The sequence below is a fragment of the Burkholderia sp. BCC0044 genome (assembly GCF_902832955.1).
Lineage (GTDB): Bacteria > Pseudomonadota > Gammaproteobacteria > Burkholderiales > Burkholderiaceae > Burkholderia.
Map to the genome: position 1 here is coordinate 217,028 of NZ_CADFDO010000004.1, position 21,045 is coordinate 238,072.

19 protein-coding genes are annotated in these 21,045 nt (G+C 66.9%); 6 read left to right on the forward strand and 13 right to left on the reverse strand.

The window, feature by feature from the left end; genetic code table 11:
• Genes HWX14_RS23805 through HWX14_RS23860 form a run of 12 tightly spaced genes read right to left on the reverse strand, consistent with a single transcriptional unit; the run spans position 1 to position 11,803 of the window.
• Complete coding sequence (locus HWX14_RS23805; RefSeq protein WP_175884826.1) at positions 1-1,176, reverse strand: PLP-dependent decarboxylase; 1,176 nt, start codon at positions 1,174-1,176, stop codon at positions 1-3.
• Entirely contained in the window at positions 1,166-2,155 is a 990-nt protein-coding gene (locus HWX14_RS23810; protein ID WP_175884827.1) for a 3-oxoacyl-ACP synthase, read from the reverse strand. Before HWX14_RS23810 ends, HWX14_RS23805 begins: the two co-directional genes overlap by 11 nt.
• Before the next feature lies 1 nt (position 2,156).
• Complete coding sequence (locus HWX14_RS23815; RefSeq protein ID WP_175884828.1) at positions 2,157-3,140, reverse strand: ferritin-like domain-containing protein; 984 nt, start codon at positions 3,138-3,140, stop codon at positions 2,157-2,159.
• A gap of 1 nt (position 3,141) precedes the next feature.
• Positions 3,142-3,771: a hypothetical protein gene (locus HWX14_RS23820; protein ID WP_175884829.1), complete on the reverse strand. Its 630-nt coding sequence runs from the start codon at positions 3,769-3,771 to the stop codon at positions 3,142-3,144.
• A 1-nt stretch (position 3,772) separates the two neighbouring features.
• The gene (locus HWX14_RS23825) at positions 3,773-4,648 is read right to left on the reverse strand and encodes a hypothetical protein (RefSeq protein ID WP_175884830.1); all 876 of its coding nucleotides are present in this window, start codon (positions 4,646-4,648) and stop codon (positions 3,773-3,775) included.
• Positions 4,649-4,655: 7 nt separating this feature from the next.
• On the reverse strand, positions 4,656-4,910 hold the full coding sequence (locus tag HWX14_RS23830) for an acyl carrier protein (protein ID WP_011350104.1): 255 nt from the start codon (positions 4,908-4,910) through the stop codon (positions 4,656-4,658).
• Positions 4,911-4,968: 58 nt separating this feature from the next.
• The gene (locus HWX14_RS23835; RefSeq protein WP_175884831.1) at positions 4,969-6,054 is read right to left on the reverse strand and encodes a hypothetical protein; all 1,086 of its coding nucleotides are present in this window, start codon (positions 6,052-6,054) and stop codon (positions 4,969-4,971) included.
• 13 nt (positions 6,055-6,067) lie between these two features.
• On the reverse strand, positions 6,068-7,414 hold the full coding sequence (locus tag HWX14_RS23840) for a hypothetical protein (protein WP_175884832.1): 1,347 nt from the start codon (positions 7,412-7,414) through the stop codon (positions 6,068-6,070).
• Complete coding sequence (locus HWX14_RS23845; protein ID WP_175884833.1) at positions 7,404-8,147, reverse strand: outer membrane lipoprotein-sorting protein; 744 nt, start codon at positions 8,145-8,147, stop codon at positions 7,404-7,406. Before HWX14_RS23845 ends, HWX14_RS23840 begins: the two co-directional genes overlap by 11 nt.
• Entirely contained in the window at positions 8,144-9,361 is a 1,218-nt protein-coding gene (locus tag HWX14_RS23850; protein WP_175884834.1) for an FtsX-like permease family protein, read from the reverse strand. The genes HWX14_RS23845 and HWX14_RS23850 overlap by 4 nt, the downstream gene beginning before the upstream one ends.
• On the reverse strand, positions 9,333-10,043 hold the full coding sequence (locus HWX14_RS23855; protein ID WP_175884835.1) for an ABC transporter ATP-binding protein: 711 nt from the start codon (positions 10,041-10,043) through the stop codon (positions 9,333-9,335). The genes HWX14_RS23850 and HWX14_RS23855 overlap by 29 nt, the downstream gene beginning before the upstream one ends.
• Positions 10,040-11,803 (reverse strand): fatty acyl-AMP ligase, encoded by a 1,764-nt coding sequence (locus HWX14_RS23860; RefSeq protein ID WP_175884836.1) that lies wholly within the window; start codon positions 11,801-11,803, stop codon positions 10,040-10,042. Before HWX14_RS23860 ends, HWX14_RS23855 begins: the two co-directional genes overlap by 4 nt.
• A gap of 419 nt (positions 11,804-12,222) precedes the next feature.
• On the opposite strand from HWX14_RS23860, the gene HWX14_RS23865 reads away from it, so the two are divergent.
• The 4 genes from HWX14_RS23865 to HWX14_RS23880 all read left to right on the forward strand — a co-directional run bounded on the left by HWX14_RS23865 (position 12,223) and on the right by HWX14_RS23880 (position 16,645).
• Positions 12,223-13,170 carry a fatty acid desaturase gene (locus tag HWX14_RS23865; RefSeq protein ID WP_175885549.1) on the forward strand — a complete coding sequence of 316 codons (948 nt, stop codon included), beginning with the start codon at positions 12,223-12,225 and terminating at the stop codon, positions 13,168-13,170.
• A 29-nt stretch (positions 13,171-13,199) separates the two neighbouring features.
• Positions 13,200-14,060 carry a ferritin-like domain-containing protein gene (locus HWX14_RS23870; protein ID WP_175885550.1) on the forward strand — a complete coding sequence of 287 codons (861 nt, stop codon included), beginning with the start codon at positions 13,200-13,202 and terminating at the stop codon, positions 14,058-14,060.
• Positions 14,061-14,679: 619 nt separating this feature from the next.
• Entirely contained in the window at positions 14,680-15,672 is a 993-nt protein-coding gene (locus HWX14_RS23875) for a LysR substrate-binding domain-containing protein (RefSeq protein WP_175884837.1), read from the forward strand.
• 148 nt (positions 15,673-15,820) lie between these two features.
• Positions 15,821-16,645, forward strand: coding sequence for an alpha/beta fold hydrolase (locus HWX14_RS23880; RefSeq protein ID WP_175884838.1), 825 nt, complete (start codon positions 15,821-15,823; stop codon positions 16,643-16,645).
• A 243-nt stretch (positions 16,646-16,888) separates the two neighbouring features.
• Here HWX14_RS23880 and HWX14_RS23885 read toward each other — a convergent pair whose 3' ends face one another.
• Positions 16,889-17,206: a hypothetical protein gene (locus HWX14_RS23885; RefSeq protein ID WP_175884839.1), complete on the reverse strand. Its 318-nt coding sequence runs from the start codon at positions 17,204-17,206 to the stop codon at positions 16,889-16,891.
• 758 nt (positions 17,207-17,964) lie between these two features.
• Here HWX14_RS23885 and HWX14_RS23890 point away from each other — a divergent pair.
• Positions 17,965-19,026 carry a helix-turn-helix domain-containing protein gene (locus HWX14_RS23890; protein ID WP_244130321.1) on the forward strand — a complete coding sequence of 354 codons (1,062 nt, stop codon included), beginning with the start codon at positions 17,965-17,967 and terminating at the stop codon, positions 19,024-19,026.
• 762 nt (positions 19,027-19,788) lie between these two features.
• Complete coding sequence (locus HWX14_RS23895) at positions 19,789-20,877, forward strand: sugar transferase (RefSeq protein WP_175884840.1); 1,089 nt, start codon at positions 19,789-19,791, stop codon at positions 20,875-20,877.
• Positions 20,878-21,045: the final 168 nt, after the last annotated feature.

The window sequence follows — 21,045 nt, forward strand, 5'->3', positions numbered from 1 at the left end:
TCAGGCCGGCCGCACGTACACGTGCGCGGCTTCGTGGGACAGGAAATGCGCCATCGAGTACGTGCGGTGATACGCGCCGCAGCGCGCGAACACCGCGATGTCGCCGACCTGCGGCGGCGCGCCCGCGTCGTCGCGGCCGATCACGTCCGCGCGGCTGCAGGTGCTGCCGACGTAGAGCGTCGGCACGCCGCGCGGCGGCGGCGCGGGCCCGCGGCGCACCAGTGACGGCGCGGCCAGGCGGCGCATCATCGTTTCGGTCTGCGCGAGCAGGAACGCATGCGACAGCCCGCCGTCGCAGACGGCGATCGTGCGGTCCTGCCACGTCTTCACCGCGACGACGCGCGTCGCGAACACGCCCGCATCGGCGAAGATCGCGCGGCCGGATTCGTGCGCGAGCGAATACGGGCCGGCCAGCGGCGCGAGCGCGGCGGCATAGCGTTCGAACGCAGCGTCGCCCGGATGATCGTCGGCAAAACCGCCGCCGAGGCTCAGCGACGCGAGCGGCGCACCGTTGGCGGGCGCGAGATCGCGGGCGAGCGCCGCGAGCAGTTCGGGCAATACGAGCGTGTCGGGCTGCGTCGGGTCCTGGCGGATGAACGAATGCGGGCCGGAGAACACGTGCAGCCCGGCGACGGGCAAGCCCGCGGCCGCGAGCGTGCGCACCGCGTCGTGCGCCTCGTTCGGCGTCATCCCGAAGTGGTCGTGCCACAGCGCCCGTGCGTGAACACCCGCCAGCGCGCCGGCGTTCACGCGCAGCAGCACGGCGCCCGGCGTGCTGCCGCCGGCCGCTGCTTCGCGAGCGAGCGGCACGAAGCGCGCGACCGCGTCGGGGTTGTCGAGCACGAAATGGCAGCGCGACGCGAGCCCCGCGCGCATGAACATCTCGTCCATCGACGGATTGTTCAGGTAGCGCGGCGTCTTGATCCGGCCGATCACCGCGTCGAGTTCGCCGCGGCTCGCGAGTTCGACGCCGTCCTCGTACGCATGCGCGCAGCGCGCGAGCATGTCCTGGTTCGGGTTCGCCTTCAGCGACACGATCAGCCGCGTGCCGAGCCGCGCCTTCAGCGACCGGTAGCGGGCGATCGCGACGTCCGGCTCGTACACGTAGCACGGCGTGCGCAAGTCGGCGATCCACGCGTGATCGGCGGCGGGCGGAAGCGGGCGCTCAGGCGTCATGGCGGCTCACCGGATGGAGCGTGGCGGCCGCGTACGCGCCGCAGTTCGACTGCATCACGCCGAGCACGCGCCGGCCGTGCGCGAGCGCATCGAGCCCGACGTCGGCCAGGTTGATCGGAAAATCCGAACAGCACGCATGGCCGCGCGCATGGATGTTGTCCGCATAGAGCCGCTCGGCCGGCACGCGCATCGCGCGGCACAGCGCGTTCCAGCCGGGCAGGTCGGCGTTGTGCGGCAGCACCAGCTCGTATGCGTCGAGCGCATGCGGTTCGAGCGCGACCGCCGCGTCGATCGCGCGGCGCGTGTACGGCCACTCCATCATGATCAGGTCGGCCTCGTTCGCGGCGACGGTGTCGGAACCGCGATGCCATTTCGCGTGCGTCTCGATCGCGATGCCGCCGAGCCGGTTCTTCGTGCTGTTGCGCGCGATCAGCATCGCGGCCGCGCCGTCGCACTGCACGCCCGTCATCTGCCGCATCCGGTAATCCTCGCCGTACACGCGGTCGGACGACACGATGAGCGCCGCATCGAGCTGCGGATGGCGGCGCATCAGCGCGCGCACGGTTTCGATGCCGGCCGCGACCGACACGCAGTTCAGTTGCGCGACGGAGCCGAGCCACAGCGGCTCGATGCCGAACCGCGCGGCCACTTCGTGCGGCAGGCTGCGCGGCGCGGGCGGCACGCTGAACTGCTGCGTGTGCACGTGCACGATCGCGCCGACGTCGGACGGATGCACGCGCGCGGTGTCGAGCAACCGGCCGACCGCCGCGATCGCGAGGTCGGTCTCGCTCGTGTCGAGCGCCATGTGGAAATAGCGGCTGCCCGACTGCGCGATCGCGGCCGCCCGCTGCGCCGGGTAGTCGCGTTCGGCGGCCCAGGCCTCGATGTCGACGGGCGGGCCCGGCAGCTCGTAGGCCACCGCGTCGATGCCGATCCAGAAGCCGGCGTCGCGGGATGCGTGGGAGGAGGGCATCGTCATGTCAGTTGAGCGGCATCGCCGCGTAGTCGAGGACGTCGAGCTTTTCGAAGGTCGCCTGCACGGTCGGCGTGAGCAGGCCCATCTCGCGGATCGTCGGCACCAGGCGCCGGAAGATCGAGCGGCGGATCGAGCTCGACACCGGCGACTCGCGCACCATCGCGCTGCATTCGCGCTTCGACAGCCCCATCGGTTCCCAGATGTCGTCCGCGCACAGGTGCTCGTACAGCACGGCCGCGCCTTCGCAGATGAACTCCTCGCGCTCGCGCAGCTCGTGCGAGCTCATCTCCGCGTACACGCGGCACAGCGTGATCCGGCCGACCGCGAAGTGGCGCGCTTCGTCGCGCTGGATCCGCAGGAACAGGTCCTTGATGAACGGGTCGGTGCTGTACGCGACGACGCTCTGGAAGATCGACAGCGCGATGCCCTCGACCAGCACCTGCATCCCGAGGTTCGTCATGTCGAGCGCGCTGCTCGTGATCGTGTCGTGCAGGAGCCCCTTCAGCGAGCGGCTCATCGGGTAGCTGACGTCGAGCTTCTCGTTCACGAGCTTCGCGTACGCCTCGACGTGACGCGCTTCGTCCATCATCTGCGCGGCCGCGCACAGCCGCGCGCTCAGGCCGTTCTCGGCCGATGCGAGCTTCGACGCGCAGATCAGCGCGGCCTGCTCGCCGTGCAGAATCTGCGACAGCAGCCAGCCCTGCGCGTGATGGCGCACCTCGCGCTTGTCGGCGTCGGCGAGCTTGCCCCACAGCTCGGTGCCGTAGATCAGCAGCGTCGGGTCGGGCATGCCGAGCGGGTTGGTCGGGTCGAGATCGTGGCTCCAGTCGACGTCGGTCGCGACGTCCCACTGCGCGGCCTTCGCCTTCTCGTACAGCCGGTTCAGCGCCTCTTCGCGCAGCGTGTAGTCGTTCGACATCAGCGCGTCGACGGGCATCGACCAGCGGATATCGGCCGTGTCCTGCATCACGGTAAGCGTGTCATTCATGTCAGGGTCTCCCCGGCCGCGCGGCGGCGCCGGAATGATGGGCGGAATCGGTGAACGGAGCGGCGGCGCGCGACGCGCCCGGGTGCGGTTCGAGGCGGATCGCGAACGACGGCCACGCGCCGCGCAGTTGCGCGTCGAATGCATCGGCGAGCCGCGCGGGCCAGATCGCGCAGCACACGCGGTTGTCGCCGGCGAATTCCGCATCGCGCAGGATGCGGTCGCCGATCCACACGACCGGCGCGCCGCGCGCGGCATCGCGCAATGCTTCGTCGTACAGGTGCACGCCGAGCAGCACGTGCGGCGCGAGCAGTTCGGCCGGCAGCGCGCCGAAATACGGTGCGCAGACTTCGATGAACAGGCGGGCGTCCGCGTGCACGGCGTCGCGAATCCGCGCGGTGACTTCGGCGAGGAACGCGAAATACTGGACGTGGTCGAGCAGCACACGGCGCTCGCCGCCGGCCACGTCGGACGGATTGCCCGCGTCGTACGCATCGCCGGCCGCTTCCGCGAGCGCGGCGCGTGCGTAATCGGCCGGCGTGTCGAGCGGCATCCGGTACGCGCTGGCCGCGACCGCGACCGGCTGCCGCGCGTCGCGCTCGATCCGGTAGGTGAAGTGAACGGGCCGCACCATGTCACGCCTCGCCGTCGAGAGAGAACGTCGCGTCCGGCGCGAACGCGACGTCCGCGATCGCGTAATAGCCGTTCAGCGCGAGCGAGCAGACGGCCGCGCGGCGCGGCGTGTCGCCGTCGCGGTGCGCGAGCAGCACCGACAGCCACGGATCGCTGCCGAACGCATGACCGAACACGCCATGGCCGTCCGGCAGCAGCGGCGTCTTGCCGACCGACGCGAGCAGCGCGCGGCGCGACGTGGCCGGAAAGAACGGCAGCGCCGCGTGCAGGCCCGGGCGGGCCGTGCAGAACGTGCGGATGTCGCGGCCGAGCCGCACGACCGCGCTGGCCGGCGGCGCAGCGTCCGCGATGACCGACTGCGCCGGTTCGCGGCCGACGTCGACGAGCAGCGTGCAGACGCCGAAGCCCGAACGCCCCCAGGCGGGATTGCCGTGCCAGTACGTATAGCCGTGCACGTCGATGTCGACGATCTGCAGCAGCAGCGTGCGCGGCCCGGTTTCGGCCGCGGTCGCGAGCGCGCGGCGCAGCACGTAGCCCCAGCCCGCGCACTCGTACGAGCAGGTCATCCAGTCGGGCGTGTAGTCGTTCGCGCCGGCGAGCGCCTGCGCGAACACGCGATGCTGCGGCGAGTCGTTCATCAGCAGCATCGACAGGATCGTCGAGCTGACCACGTAGTCGTCCGCGCCGACCGCGCCGCACAGCCGCTCGCGCTCGGCGCACGCGAGCGTGCCGATCGCGTGCGCGGTGTCGTCGAGCGGCACGGCCGCGCCGTCGCGCGACGGCGCGACGCGCCGGTACGCGAGCGCCTGCACGGTCAGCGCGGTCGCCGGGGCCGGCTGGACGGCGGCGGCCGCCACGGGGGCAAGAGGCGCGAGCATCGTCGTATCAGGCGGCGTGCTGCTGGCGGCGCAGTTGCGCGTCGAGCTGCTGCAGCGTCGTGTACTGCGTGATGTTCAGCGCTTCCGGGTCGATCGAACCGTAAAGCTGTTCGCAGAACACGATCAGCTCGACGATGTTCAGCGAATCGATGCCGAGTTCGCCGATGCCGGCGTCCGTGTCGACGGTTTCGACGTTGAGGATCTTCGCGACTTCGCGGGACAGGATGTCGAGCGCGTCGGCCGGAACGTTCTGGGTCGTCATGAGGGGAGCTCCTGGAGTTGAGTGGATTTGATCGGGATCGATCGGCCTGTCGCGTGGATCAACTGCCGGCTTCGCAGCGCAGGCTCTTGCGAAGCTCGTGATAACAACGGTACGAACTGCCTTCCATCTTCGAAAACGCCAGCAGGTCGCGCTGGTCGTCGAACAGCGGCACCTTGCCGTCGCGCACGAGCGCGCTCAGGAACTCGTTCGACAGCAGCTTGATCGCGAGCACGCGCTGCACCTTGCCGAAGCTGTAGTGCGCGTCGTCGGTCTGGCTGCGCGCGGCGTCCGCGATGAAGCGGTGCACGGCGCGCGCGTCGGCGTCGAGTTCGACGCGGCCGGTCCGTTCGAGCCAGCCGACGTGCGCCATCAGCGCGCGGACGAAGTACGGGCGCACGACGGTCAGGTATTTGTTGAACACGGTCGGGCCGCCGATCCGCAGGCGATCCTCGGCGGCGACGCGCACCTGGCCGCCGACGTTCGCGAGCTGCAGGTTGCCCGCGAGGAACGGCGCACCGCAGGTCGTGCGTTTCAGTTTTCGGTATTCGTCGGGCCACACGAGGTAAGCGGCCGGGAACATCACGCCAGGCAAGCGCGCGGCGACGACGGCCATGCAGTCGCGATGCGCCTCGATGCCCCACACCTTGTCGACGGTCAGCGCGAGCACGTTGTCGTCGCTGCGCACGACGGTGCGCCACGCAGCCAGCGTCGGACCGCCGCCGTCGCTCATCAGGAACGCGAAGTTATGGCCGGCATCGATGCATTCGCATGCGCGACGGTTCTGGTCGTCGGAGAAGAACAGCCCGAACATGATGCGGATGAACGCGCGCATGAACGGCTTGAACAGGTGATGAAACCCTTCGCCGCCGATCTGTTCGAGCAGCGCTTCGGTGAGCGGCGCTTCGTCGTGCCGCAGCGGGGTCGATGCGGACGCGTCGGGCAGCACGTCGGGCGTGGCGGCGCGCAGCGCGATCACCATCTCGCTGTCGAGCAGCCGCACGGCGGCGGCTTCGACGAGCCGGGCCGCCGCGCGCGGCGGCGTGCCGATCGCGTCGAGGTGGCGCAGCACCGGATACGCGGCCTGGTCGGCCACGCGCAAGAGCAGCGGCGGTGCGACCGGGGCGGGGGCGGAAAGCGTGGACATGGCAGGGTTCCTGTCAGAAGCGCACGCGCACGGCGGCGTCGATGCGGGTGCCGAGACCGACCATCCGGTACTCGGACTGGCTGTCGGAGAAAGCGTGGGTGAGCGCGACATCGACGCTCACGCGTTGGTTCACGTCGGCGACGACCTGCGCGATCGCGAGCAGGCCCTTGTCCTGCGGCGAATAGACGCCGCGCAGCGAATACTCGACGCGGCCGACCTTCTTGCCGAGCCGGGCGAACAGGTAGTCGCGCAGGCTGCCGTCGACGCTCACGAAGTTGGCCGTGCCGCCGAGGCCGGCCAGCGCGGCGCCGGGCGCGACGGGCAGCAACGCGTTGTTCGCCTGCACCGCGCCGACCATCCGGCGCCACTGGCTCGCGTCGTAACGCGCTTCGTCGTGCGACCACTCGACGATCAGCGACAGGTTGCCGGGCAGCGCGCTCTGCATGCCGAGCGCGCTGCGCCACATATATTGGCGATCGTTGCGGCGGTCGACGGCGTCGTAGGCGGCCGCCGAATCGAGCGGCGTGCCGTTCGCGATGAAAGCCGGCAGCGGCCGCGTCGTGCCGCGTTCGAGCCACGCGCTCGCATAGACGGTGTTCGAGCGCGCGACGTCGAACGACAGCGTCGCGCCCGCACCGCCGCGGCCCGCGTGACGGCCCGCGAGCAGCGCGGCCGAGCCGCCCGACCAGTTGTAGGCGCCGCGCACGAGCTGCGTCGCGCCTTCGACGTCGCGGTTGTCGACGTCGTTGCGCAACGTGCGGTTCTCGCCGGCGATGAACTGCAGCGTGGTCTGTTCGCCGGCCCATTTCGCTTCGACGAGCGGCGTGCCTTCGACGTCGCCGTAGCGATCGTAGATGTCGGCCGTCGCGGCCCGTTTCTGGAAGAAGCCGAGCGGGAAGAACGCCTGCGACGTGTCGAGCGTATCGATCCGCTTGCCGGCCGTGAGCGTGATGCCGTTGTCGAACGCGTAGCGCACGCCCGCTTCGTTGAAGCGGCTCGCCTGCGCGCCGAGCGAATGGTTGCTGGCGACGACGCGCGCGTTCACGAACAGGTTCTCGCCGTCGATGCGCGCGAGCAGCCCGGCTTCCTGCTGGTTGCGCGGCGAGTCGCCGATCAGGCGGCCGAGCAGCGCGCGGCCGTCCATGCTGTCGACGGAGCGTGCGTAGCCGATACCGTTGAGCGTGCCGAGCTGATCCATCAGCGAATCTCCGTGCGCGAGCGTGCAGCCGAGCGCGAGCGGGACGGCGAGCGCGACACCGGGCCACGCGCGCTGCACGCGGCACCGGCGGCTTGCGCGGCCGGGCGATGAACGGAGGCGATCACGATGAGCATCGGCATCGGCGTCGTACTCACTGACCATCGGCGAGCGTGTCGGGATTGAACCAGCCCGACGGAATCTTGCGCGGCTGGCCGTCGAGGATGTCGACGACGCTCGCGCGCTGCTTCTCGACCTCGTTGCGATAGGTGATTTTGCGGATCACCTTGCGGCCGTTCGCGTCGACCGGCGCGGAGAAATCGGCGCTGCGGAACAGCAGGCCGCTCGCCAGGAAGAACTGCGCGCGCACCGGCACGTCGGTATCGGGCGTGACCCACAGCTTGATCGTCGGGTAGACGTTGTCGGGATCGGTCGCGGTCAGGTCGAGCTCGGTGGCCGGCTTGCCGGCGATCGGCGTCGTGCCGGGCGCGGCCGTCGCGCGATAGCTGTCGGCCCAGTGCGTGCGCGTGATGTCGCTGATCACGACTTCGCCTTGCAGCCGCTGCATCCCGTTGATGCGCACCGCGCTGCGCGTGTTCGGCACGTAGAACCAGTGCCCGCGCGTCGTCGCGAGGTACTTCTGGCCGTCGTTCTCGCCGCTGCGCGTGAGCGCGAGCGTGTCGCCGTTGCCGCGCGTGTAGACGAGATAGCGGGTCGCGTCGCCGGACTGCCCGCCGACCTCGTTGGTGATCTGGATGTTCGTCTGCGTATCGGCGGCCGTGCTGCGGTAAGCGTCGGCGCGCGCGAGCATGGTCTGCGCGCTCGGCGCGTCGGCCGCGTGGGCGGCGAGCGGCGCGCACGCGACGAGCGCGGCGAACGTGAGGCGAATGCGGGTCATGGGGCGAGTCCTTCGAGGATGTTGCGTTTCGCGAGCCCGATCGTCGCGAGCAGCGCCGCGGCCACGCCGAGTACGACGAACGCGGCTTCGACGGCGGCCACGGCGACGGGCGACACGGCGAATTCGAGCAGGATCGGTTTCACGCGGCCGGGCGGCGCGGGCAGGTGGATCTGCGCGTGATTGAGCGCGACCATCGTCAGCAGCGCGAGCGCGATGCCGGCGGCCGCGCCGAGCAGGCCGAGCAGCGCGGTTTCCTGGATCAGCACGCCGCGCACCGTCGCGGCCGGCACGCCGAGCGCGCGCAGCGTCGAGATCTCGCGGCGCCGCTCGACGATGCTCATCAGGATCCAGTTGCTCATCGACAGCAGGATCGTCACGCAGAGAATCGCGCCGAACACCGAGAACTGGTTCTTGTACAGCGCGACGATCTGGTGATAGAGCGACACGAGCTGATCCCAGGTCTTCACGTCGAGCTTCGGCAGCGCGGTGCGCAGCGTCGCGGCGGCGGCCGGCGTGCCGGCGGTATTAGACAGGAACACCGCGATGCGCGATGCACGGTCGGTGCGCAGCAGCGCCTGCGCGGCCGTGAACGTCACGTTGACGATCCGCTCGTCGACGTCCTTGTTGCCGGTGCTCATCACGCCGACGATCTGCGCGTCGGTCGCGTTGATGCCGCCGTGCGCGGTCGACGCCATCAGCTGCACGACCGAGCCGACGTGCACGCCGAGCTTGCGCGCGAGTTCCGCGCCGACGACGACTTCGGTCCCCGCGTTCATCGGCGACAGATAGCGGCCCGACAGCACCGCGTGATAGTCGAAGAAGCCGGGCGGCTCGCGGTTCGGTTCGATCCCTTCGCCGACGAAGCCGTAGCTGAGGTCGCCGTTCGACACGAGCCCGTCGAAGTCGATGCCGCGCGCGGTGGTCGCGACGCCGGGCAGCTTTGCAATCGCCTGCGTGGCGGCAGCCTGTTCGTGGGCGGTCAGCCCATACTGCAGCGGGCGTTCGCCGATCAGGTCGAGATAGCCGTGGTGCAGCACCTGCACATGGCCGACGCCGCTGTCGATCGACCCTTCGCGCACCGCGTCGAAGGTCGCGATCACGTAGCCGAGCGCGAGGCTCGACGCGAATGCGGCGACGCCGATCATCGCCATCGTCAGCACGGTGCGGCGCCGGTTGCGCCAGAGGTTACGCCACGCAAACGTCGACCAGTTCACGATTCACTCCCGGTACGCCGTCGCGCATCTCGATGCGGCGCGGCAGGTGCGCGCACAGACGATCGTCGTGCGACGCAATCAGAAAGGCGGTGCCCAGCGTGCGGTTGGTGTCGAGGATCAGCTCGGCGACCGCGCGCGCGTTGGTGCTGTCGAGGCTCGCGGTCGGCTCGTCCGCGATCACGATGGCCGGCTCCTTGGCGAGCGCGCGAGCCAGCGCGACACGCTGCTGCTCGCCGCCGGACAGCTCGCCGGGGCGGTGCCGTTCGCGCGGGGCGAGCCCCACCGCGTCGAGCATCGCGCGCGCGCGTTCGCGACGCGTGCGCGGCGTGCCCCATGCGAAGCAGCCGAGCTCGACGTTCTCGAGCGCCGACATCACCGGAATCAGGTTGAATTGCTGGAACACGAAGCCGATGCGCTCGCGGCGAATCCGTTCGAGCGTGTCCGGCGCGTCGTCGATCTTGCGGCCTTCGAGCCAGCGCTCGCCGCTGCTCGGCACGTCGAGAAAGCCGGCGAGGTTCAGCAGCGTGCTTTTGCCGCTGCCCGACGGGCCGACGAGTGCGACGACGTCGCGCCGGGCGATCGACAGCGTCGCGTCGCGCACCGCGACGACGCGGCCCGCGCCCTCGTACGTGCGCGTGACGTCGCGCAGTTCGAGCACCGGGGCGAGGGACGAGGCCGTCATGCGAACGCTCCCTGGCCGGCTTCGACAGCGGCCGACGCGGGAATCACGGGCAGCGCGCCGTTCGCATAGAGATCGCGGCACTTCAGGCGCTGCAGCTTGCCGCTCGTCGTACGCGGCAGCGAGCCGGGCTCGACGAAACACAGATCCTGCGCGGCGAAGCCGATCCGCGACGCGAGCAGTTGCTGGCACTCGGTGCGCGTTTGCGACGTCGCGTCGACGGGCCGCGCCTCGATCGCGACCACCAGCCGCTCGGTGCCGGTTTCGGGATCGGGCAGACCGAACGCGATGCACGTGCTCTTGCGCAGCGCGCTGTGCGACGCCAGCGCTTCCTCGATCTCGTGCGGGAAATAGTTGCTGCCGCGGATGATGATGACTTCCTTCTTGCGGCCGAGGATATGCAGCTGGCCGTCCGCGACGTAGCCGATGTCGCCGGTGCGGAACCAGCCGTCGGCCGTCAGCGGCGCGGCGATCGTGCCGTCGTCGGCGTTCAGGTAGCCGAGCATCAGCGACGTGCCGCGGATCGCGACTTCGCCGACCGCGCGGTTGGCAAGCGCATGGTCGCCGTCGTCGAGGATGCGGAACGCCATCCCGTCGATCGGCGTGCCCATCGCGAGCACCGTTTCGGTCTCCGTGTCCTGACCGTCGTTCGCGGCGGCCGGCTGCGCGTCGCGGCGCTCGATCAGCGCGCGCCGGTCGAGCGTGTCGGCGATCACGTACGGCGCGCCGTCGACCGCGCCTTCGTGCCACGCACGATGCATCGATACCGCGAGCGTCGATTCGGCCATCCCGTAGCACGGCTGCAGCGCCGACGCCGCCAGGCCGTACGGTGCGAACGTCGCGGCGAAATCGCGCAGCGTCGCGTCGTCCACGCGCTCGCCGCCGATGAAGATGTTGCGGCACGCGGACAGATCGACGCCGTCCATCGCGGCGGCATTGAAGCGGCGCACGCAGTAGCGCAGCGCGAAGGTCGGCACCGACGTCGTCGTCGCGCGCGCCGATGCGATGCGCTTCAACCAGCCGAGCGGATTCCGGATGAAGCTGTTCGGCTGCATCATCAGCAGCGGGGCGCGGTAATGCAGGTTCGACAGCAGCGTGAGCAGCCCCATGTCGTGATAGAGCGGCAGCCACGACGCGGTGCCGTCGCCGGCCGCGATATCGAAGCGCACCGACCCGCCGATGCCGAGCACGTTCGCGATCACGTTCTCGTGGCTGAGCACCGCGGCCTTCGGATGCGACGTCGAACCCGACGTGAGCTGAACATGATGCGGATCGCGGCCGCTCTTCGAACTGATCAGTGCGCGCGCGCCGGCATCCGCCGCGCTCGACAGCGTCGCGAGATCGACCACGCGCGTGGCGGCCGCGGGAAACGCGTCGTCGCGCCAGGCCGCGGCTTGCGCATCCGCGGCGACGACGATGCGCGGCCGGTACAGCTCGCACGCGACGTCGACCACCTGGCGGCCGGCCGCCGCACGCCGTGCGGGAACAGGCACGGTGCAGGGCAGCGCACCGGTCATCACGCAGGCCATCATCGCGGCCGCATGCTCGACCGACGCGGGCAGCGCGAGCATCACCAGATCGTTCTCGCGCACGCCGAGCTCGCGCAGCGCGCCGGCCTGGCGAAACACCTCTTCCGCGAAGTGCCGGTAGGTGATGCCCGCGTCGCGGCCCGCATCGTCGACGAAGGTCATGCGATGCATGGCGCCCGCCACGTCTTCGAGCGATTCGATCAGGCGATGAATGGTGGATGCGTACTTCGTCACGAGGAGTCTCCTCTGAGGAACACGGCCGCTCGCGCCACGGTGCCGGCGGCGCCGTTCGTCGAGTGAGGTGGATTCTTGCCGGATCGATTCGTCGCGACAAACGGAATCTATGCAGGCTATGCATGAGCGGAGCGCATCCACTCGGCGCGGCACACGTTCGTTATCCGTGTGAACGCGTGCCAGGTGACTGGTCGGTCTCATTCGACCGGTCGTCTAGTTCACGATGTGGTGCGCTCATGCGCGTGCGTCATGCAATGCGTTCGGAAAATTCGTTTGTCCGAAACATCGACTCACAGAAGAATTGCATCCCGGCAGCGCGCCAGCGTCGCCGCGTCATCGTGCCGGGCAGGGCCCGGCTCAAGGAGAGCGTCTTGTCCGTCACCTCATCGCTTGTCGCCCGCTCGAAACCGGTTGCAGACATGAAGAGCCGCCCGAGCGGCGTGGTCTTCTCGCTGAAGCTGGCGGTATACGTCGCGCTGATCGCGCACGGGATGATGTTCGCGCTGTCGGCGCTCGTGATCGTGAAGATCGTTGGCATCCTGCTGATCGGTGCGATGTATGCGCACGGCGTCGAGCTGCAGCACCAGGCGCTGCATTACCAGGGGTTTCGCAGCAAGCGCCTGAACATGGTGTTCGGCGTGCTGCTCGGCATGCCGATGCTCGTGTCGTTCCATGCGTACCAGGACAGCCACCTGCGCCATCACCGGCTGCTCGGCACGCCGGAGAACAAGGAGTTCTTCGACTACGGCGACCAGTACGGCGCGCGCCCCGTCGTCAATGTCGGGCTGTGGATGTGGCGGCTGTCGATGGCCGCGCACTATATCCAGTTCGCGAAAAACGTCGCGAAGCTCGTCGTGCCGGGCGCGCGCTTCGGCGACAACCCGCTCGTGTCGCGCGCGATCCGCCGCGACTACCTGCTGATGGCCGCGGCGATCGCGCTGCTGGCCGCGCTGTCGTTCGCGCTGCACACGTGGTGCGTCGTCTGGGTGTGGGTCGTGCCGCTCGTGTGCGTCGCGGCGCCCGTGCATGCGCTGGTCGAGATGCCCGAACACTACCGCTGCGACCTGACGAGCACCGACCCCTTCCGCAATACGCGGACGATCGAGAGCAACGCGTTCATGACGTGGTTCACGAACGGCAACAACTATCACGTCGAGCATCACATGATGCCGAGCCTGCCGATCGAGCGGTTGCACGACCTGCATGGCGCGATCGCGCCGCGCATCCGCTATTACCACCGCACGTATCGACAGTTCTACTACGCGCTGCTGCGCGGCCGGCTGTCGCCGCGCTCGGTGGACGACGATCGGGACGATCGCGAGCCGGATGCCGAGGCGGTTGCGCCGGCGTCCACGCAATCGGCGTGACCGCCGCTGCCGACTATCTTGCGACGACGATGACGACGATGCTCTATCCGGAACTGTTCAGGTCGCTCGAAGCGGTCCGCTGGGACATGGAGAAGGACATTCCGTGGAACCGGTTCGATGCCGCGCTGCTCACCGACGAGCACGCCGAGACGATCAGGATGAATGCGATCACAGAATGGTCGGCGCTGCCCGCGACGGAGATGTTCCTCCGCGACAACCAGCACGACAGCGACTTTTCCGCGTTCATGAGCGTGTGGTTCTTCGAGGAGCAGAAGCATTCGCTGGTGCTGATGGAATATCTGCGCCGCTTCAGGCCTGAAATGGTGCCGACCGAAGCGGAGCTGCACGCGGTGCGCTTCGAGTTCGATCCGGCGCCGCCGCTCGAGACGCTGATGCTGCACTTCTGCGGCGAAATCCGCCTGAACCACTGGTACCGATGCGCGGCCGACTGGCACACCGAGCCCGTCATCAAGCAGATCTACGAAACGATTTCGCGCGACGAAGCGCGCCATGGCGGTGCATACCTGCGCTATATGAAGAAGGCGTTGCACGACTGCGGCGACGTCGCGCGTGCCGCTTTCGCGAAGATCGGCGTGCTGATGGCGTCGGCGCGCCGCACCGAGAAGCCGCTGCACCCGACCAACCTGCACGTGAACCAGGCGCTGTTCCCGCGCGACACCGTGCAGTCGCGCCTGCCGGATCCGGAATGGCTCGAGCGCTGGCTCGACGAGCAGATCCGTTTCGACGGCGAGTGGGAGAAGAAGGTCGTCGAGCGGATCCTGCACAACCTGTCGATCCTGTTCGAGCGCACGTTCGCGACCGCGCAGGAACTGAACCGCTATCGCCGCGAAGTGACCGCGCGGGCGAATGGCGCGGTGAACGGCCTGTAGCGGATCGACACGTCCCGCCGTCGCGCGGCGCGGGCCGGATGCCGGCCGACAGGCGAACCCTATGCACGCTGACCGGCGCTGCCGGCCGGCGGATTATTCATTTCCGGACATAATCGGCTCATCAGTTTCTTGAAACTGCATGACAAGTTTGAATTTCTGACGTTTAGTAAATTTCGATAAACACCGGATTCCGGATATAGATGGCATTTTGCATGTATATTGCAAACTGTTTGGCTTTCACGATCCGGAAAATAAAACGAAAAGTCGGCCAATTGAAACTGAATTGTAGGGATTGGATGCCGCGTCCGTCTATACGACGAAATCGGCGCGATAGCATCGGATTTGGCCGGAAATCGTCTGTTTTTGCGGGCATTTATCGGCCGTCGCGGACGCTCGATTCGTTCGCATATTAATTTACAAAATCACTACTCGATAATGTTCGTGTAAGCATTTGGACGCGATGAAAATCGATAGATAAATACAAGTGTCACGATTGAAAATAAGAATGATATGTATCCATGCTTCAATATAAAATCGTTTCCGAATCCAAATAGGAGAGACGATTCAGGGAGACGAACGGCGACTTATCGGTCGATGGGTGCAACTTTGAGGCGGCGGTATGGCTAATGTGAGATTGGCAAAGCGATTGAGAAGTCTGCCTTCGCTGGATTTCCTGCGAGGCTTCGAATGCGCGGCGCGCCATTTGAGCTTCACGCGTGCGGGGCAGGAACTGAACGTGACGCAATCGGCCGTGAGCCGCCAGGTCAAGGCGCTCGAAGAGCAGCTCCGGATCGAGCTGTTCCACCGGCACATCCGTTCGCTGACGCTGACCGACAAGGGGCGCGAGCTGTACGACGCGATCTCGTTCGCGTTGTCCGACCTGGAATCGGTGGTCGGCAAGCTGTCGTCGAGTGTGGGCCAGCGCTCGATCTCGTTGTCGACCACCGTGTCGTTCGCCGCGCTGTGGCTGATTCCGCGCCTCGGTTCGTTCCGCGCAAGCTATCCGGACATCGACGTGCGCGTGTCGGCAACGAGCGAAATTGAAGATCTCAAACGCAAACGTTTGCACCTGGCCGTGCGCTATGCCGGCCCGTACACGTCGACCGACGATACGGACGTGCTGTTTCGCGAGCGTGTCGTGGCGGTGTGCAGCCCGAGCCTGATGACGGCGCCGGGCGACGCCGCGTCGATGAAGCCGGCCGACCTCGACAAGCACGTGCTGCTGCATCTCGACGACCCGCGCGGCGAATGGCCGTGGCACGGGTGGAGCCATTTGCTGAAGGAGCTCGGCGTGCCGCGGCTGCGGCCGGCCGGCGCGCTGCACTTCAGCCAGTACGATCAACTGGTCCAGGCCGCCGTCGACGGGCACGGCATCGCGATCGGCAGGCGGCCGCTGGTCGACGGGCTGCTGAAGCAAGGGCGGCTCGTCGAGCTGTTCCCGCACTGCACCGTTGCATCGGGCAGCTACGTGCTCGTGCAGAACCCCGATGCATGCAACGAATTCGATATCGCGGTGCTGACCAACTGGCTGCTCGAACAAGCGTGTCAGCCGCTCGCGTCGGAGCAGGAGGCCACCGGCAGCAACGTGCTGCCGATGTATCGCGTCGGATAGCGCGGCGCGGCGAATGCGTCGCGCGCGGCGTCATGCGCAACGCCTGCAACCTGTGCGATGATGCGCCGCTTCGCGTTCGTCGCAGAACGCCGCCGACCGCGGCGCCCGTTTCCGGGCCACCGCCGCGTCCCGACACCCCGGAGACAGCATGCCCGCACACCGCATTCATGGCAGTACCCTGCATTACCTCGATCACGGCGCCGGTTTTCCGGTGCTGCTCGGGCACAGCTATCTGTGGGACGCGACGATGTGGGCGCCGCAGATCGACGCACTGTCGCGCCGGTATCGCGTGATCGTGCCGGACCTGTGGGGGCATGGCGAATCGGGCGCGCTGCCGGACGGCACGCACACGCTCGACGATCTCGCCGCGCACGCGAGCGCGCTGCTCGACGCGCTGGAAATCGAGCAATGCGCGATCGTCGGGCTCAGCGTCGGCGGCATGTGGGGCGCCCGGCTCGCGTTGCGCGAGCCGCAGCGCGTGCGCTCGCTCGTGATCATGGACGCGTCGCTCGAAGCCGAGCCCGATGCGACGCGCACCCGCTACTTCGGGATGCTCGATGCGATCGAGGCCGCGGGCCGCATCGCGCCGCCGTTGCTCGACGCGATCGTGCCGCTGTTCTTCCGGCCGGACGTCCATCTCGACGACCCGGTGCCGACGGCGTTTCGCGAGGCGCTCGCGAACCTGCCGGCCGACCGGCTGCGCCAATCGATCGCGCCGCTCGGCCGGCTGATCTTCGGTCGGCCCGACACGCTCGCGACACTTGCCGAACTCGATGCCGCACGCACGCTGCTGATGTGCGGCGCGGGCGACATGGCGCGCCCGCCGTCGGAAACCGTGAAGATGGCCAGCGTGATCGGCTGCGCGCATGCACTGGTGCCCGACGCCGGCCATATTTCGAACCTGGAGAATCCCGCGTTCGTCATGCGCACGCTGTTCGACTGGTTCGACGCGCAGCAGTTGCCGTCGAATTGACGGTCAGGCGAACGGCGACGTTCCAGCGGTCGGTGACGCGCAGTTCGGTTTCTTTCAGTGGCGAGCCGTTGCAGCGCGGCGGTCGGAAGTACCGGTCTGGCATGCGCCGCCGCCGAGTTTCCATACGATCCTGATTACATCCGGCGTCGGGCCGCACGGCCGAATGTGTGTGCTCGGCTGCTCGTATTCCGGGGTACTACCGATTCGATCGAGCGTCGACCATTGGCTATTGACGCACAAACGTTAGAAATACGAATCAAAGTTTTTTTGGGCACGCCAGGCGCCTGCAAGCGTTTTTCTCCTTCGTCCCGATCCCCGGGCCGGCGGTGCGGACATGGCAGCGCGCATGTCGGATGCGTCGCATTCGACCGACGCGCAACGGCCATGAAAGCGCGTTGACCCGAATTCGATGAGCGCGCCGGCCGAAATGCCCTCTGACGGATCGACGCCGACAACGCCAATAAACGACAAGATCCGGCAGGCGAACGAATCATCCCGTGTAATCAATGGTAATCGCGTGTCATTCTGGGTAATGCCATCTGGTCCCATGTATTTGCTCATGGGCTTCGGCCTCTTCGGCGACAAACGTTTGCGCGTCGCTATACCGGAAGATTCGGCGCTGGCATTGGTATTTCATTGTCGATCCGAGGCGACGGCACTGTCTGAATTTTCCTTAAATACCCGGCCAGAATCGCAGAGATGAACGTTTGCGCGAAAGCGATGCGTGTACGATGCCCTCGCGGCGCCCGATTTTGCCTAATTCCGTCGACTGCTACCCGCATGACGTCGAAATCCGGAGGCTTTGACGCAAACTTTCCACCGGAAGTGCGCGATCGATCGAAGCGCTGGCCGGATTCGAACTCAACGAGATCCGGCGCGTGCGGCCACGTGTTTCATTTGCAGACCGGTTTCATCCAGACCTGAGCGGCATTTGACCGTGCACGCTTGAAGCGGCTCTCACCCGCGCCTGCGCAGGGGCGCCGGGTCTCGGCCCCTTCGCCCATTCCGGCAGCGCCAGTCGGAAAAGACGGCGCATTCGATGGATTTCGGTTTCGCTTCATTCACCGGCGATATTCCCCCGGGCCAGAATATCCAGATCGATATTTTCAGACATTGATTCACGTCAATTTCTCACGAAATTATGGGCCTGTATTTGCGCCGGAATTGACGAATTTCAATAAATAGGTCCATATCGTGGGCTTGATTGAATCCGACAACAACACGGCGAAAACAGACATTGGCAAATCGGCGGGCGAGGGTCGCCCCTATGATGCGGCGCAGAAAACAACAAATGTAAAAAATTGTTAAAGGGCCGAAAGATGCAAACAGTGCCGAATCATTCATCGACGGGGTTAAGCGTGAATCGGGGTAGAGCCGCCGGTAACGAACATCAACGAGCGAGCGTAATCGTACTGTTGCTCGAGGGTTTTTCCATTATGCAGATGGGCAAGCTGGCCGCCGTTTTCGAACTGGCGAATCAGCTCGGACGGGCCGATGGCGCATTGGTCGACCGTTACGAATTGCGCCTGTATTCCATGCATGGCGGCCCGGTTCGTTCGTCGTCGGGCGTCGGCATCTGGACGGAAGCGGCCCGCACACTCGAAGCCAGTACGGTGCATGCGATGTTCGTGTTGAGCGGCCAGGGCGGGACCGACGAGCTCAATGAACAATTCATTGCGTGGGTCCGGCACGCGCATCAACGGGCGCGGGTCGTGCGCGGCAGCCATGGCGGCCGGAGATTGCTGACGCAGATTCATCTGGTGCAGAAGGAGGTCGAGAAGGCCGCGCCGGCCACGGACGGCGCGTCGCCTGCCGGCCGCGATGACGGTGAAGCTGCCGGCGACGAAGACGACGGGCCTTTCTCCGATGCGTTGTCGATCGTCCGGGTGGACATGGGCTACGAGATCGCGCAGGAAATCGTGATGTGCATGGTGTCCGGCGCGAACCGCAAGCTGACCGACGTGCTGTTCGGCGCACGCGTCGCACGTGCGAGCACGCTGATCCGGATGGCCGCGCATCACCTGCGGGTCAACAGCGAGAACCGCATTTCGATCGCCGATGCCGCGCAGGCCGCCGCGATGAGCGAGCGCAATTTCCTGCGGCGCTTCAAGAACGAAATCGGTGTGACGCCCACCGAGTTCGTGCTGAGGATCCGCCTCGAAAAGGCATGCCGCATGCTGATCGAGACGGATCTTCCGGCGGACAAGGTCGCGCGGCGCACCGGCCTCGGCAGCGGCGACCGGATGGCAAAACTGTTTCGCCAGCATCTGCAGACCTCGCCGACCGAATATCGGGCGGCGGCACGAAAGGACCGTGACGCTGCGACGGACACGCTGTACGCGTCGGAGTGGGGCGACTGGATGAGCGGCGCATCGTCCTAGCGTGGACGATCGCGATTCGCCGTCGGCCGCCGAGCCGAAAAATCTCGTACTCGAATCAAAATCATTACCCTGATATCGCTGTTCATGCAGCGTGACGGTTTTATTGTTTTGGAATGCGAAGTAGTTGCCGCGAACCCGCCTCGATGCGACGAAGGCGGATTCAGCCACAATCGTGGCGCGGTCAGACACGGATCGACCCAAGCGTATTTCCGCTGATTAAGTTATCGACTGGCCTTTCGAGGAGGCGGCACCCCGGCACTCCTCGGAATTTTGCCTGCCGTGTCGTCGTGAGCGGCACCGTGCAGGCCTTTTTATTCGTTGAGCGAGCATCGGGCGCCGTGGTCCGGCCGATGCTCGCTTGCAGGTTACCGCGCGCCAGGCGATGGCTGCGCTGCCCGATGCGCCGGCAACGGCAACGGCGACCGCGACGAATCGCCAATCGACATGAGTGACATGTCGCCCATCTGATCCGAATCGAACATGGCATGAATGGGTGCGGACGCACGTTATTCGTGCATCGCTCATGCATCGCACGATTCGAGAAATGGATTGAATGATTGCGTGCGGAACCGGCCTTGATGTGTTCCGCCATCAACAAGGCGGATTCGGACGCAAGCGATAAAAGCGCCAGTCGCGCCGAATATGATGCACTGCGGAAACGTTGAAACGGAGGCGCCGAAGCGGGCGTGCCGAGTGCCGCGTGACGTGATGCCTCGCTGCGTTGCGAACGGATGTTGGACGATGAATTAGGAGTTCATATCAATGAATTCGTTGATCAATCGAGCGACCGATATCGGACTGATCGTGCTGGGCGCGTTCATCCCCGCGTTGATCGGTGCGACCGGCGGTGCGCGCGGCACCCTGTTCGACGGCGCCCTCGTCGCGTTTGCCGCCGCGCTGGCGTTGTCGGTATTTCCCGCCTGCGGCATCTACGAGCGCGCGCGGACGCGCTCGGCGCTGCACCTGCTCGGGCGCACGGTGCTTGCATGGATCGTCGTGCAGGGCATGAGCACCGCGCTGCTTTACATGCTGCATCGTGCGCACGTGCTGTCGAGCGAGTGGTTCGTGTGCTGGACGCTCGCCAGCGGGATCGGCCTGATCGCGTTCCGCGCGCTGACGCTCGCGATCTTCGGAATGATCGAACGTGCGGGCGGTCAGGTGCGCGCGGCGGCGATCGCACACGCGGACCGGCGCGGCCAGTTCGAGATCGGCCACCGGACGCGCGGGCGCGTCAAGCGGATGGTCAGGCAGATGGTCAAGCGGAGCTTCGACCTGGTGGGCGCGTCGTTGCTGCTCGTCCTGCTCGCGCCGGCATTGCTGGGCATCGCATGGACCGTGAGGCGCGACGGCGGTCCGGCGATCTTCGGGCACGAGCGCGTCGGCCGCAACGGCCGGCGGTTCAAGTGCCTGAAATTCCGCTCGATGGTGACGAACGCCGATGCGGCGCTCAAGGCGCTGCTGGAGCGCGACGCCGAAGCGCGCGCCGAATGGGAGCGCGAATTCAAGCTGAAGAACGATGTCCGCATCACGCCGATCGGCCGCCTGCTCCGCAAGACGAGCCTCGACGAACTGCCGCAGTTGCTGAACGTGTTGAAGGGCGACATGAGCCTGGTCGGGCCGCGCCCGATCGTCGAGGCCGAGCTCGAACGCTACGGCGCCGACGTGCGCTACTACCTGATGGCCAAGCCCGGCATGACCGGCCTTTGGCAGGTCAGCGGCCGCAACGACACCGACTATTCGACGCGCGTGTCGCTCGACGTGTCCTACGTTCGCGATTGGTCGCTGCGTCGCGACATCGGCATTCTGTTCAGGACGATCAACGTGGTGGTGCGCGGCTCGGGCGCGTATTAGCCGCCACTGCCGCCCGCACGCGGAGAAGAGGTGCGACGTTGCGCGGCGGGAGCCGGCGCAACGGTATGTCGTGGCAGCAAGCATGTCCGGTCTCGACAGGGGTGCTGTACTCGCGGTCGACACGACGCGAGGCGACCGGAGCAATTTCAGACTAAAAAAGTGCGAGGT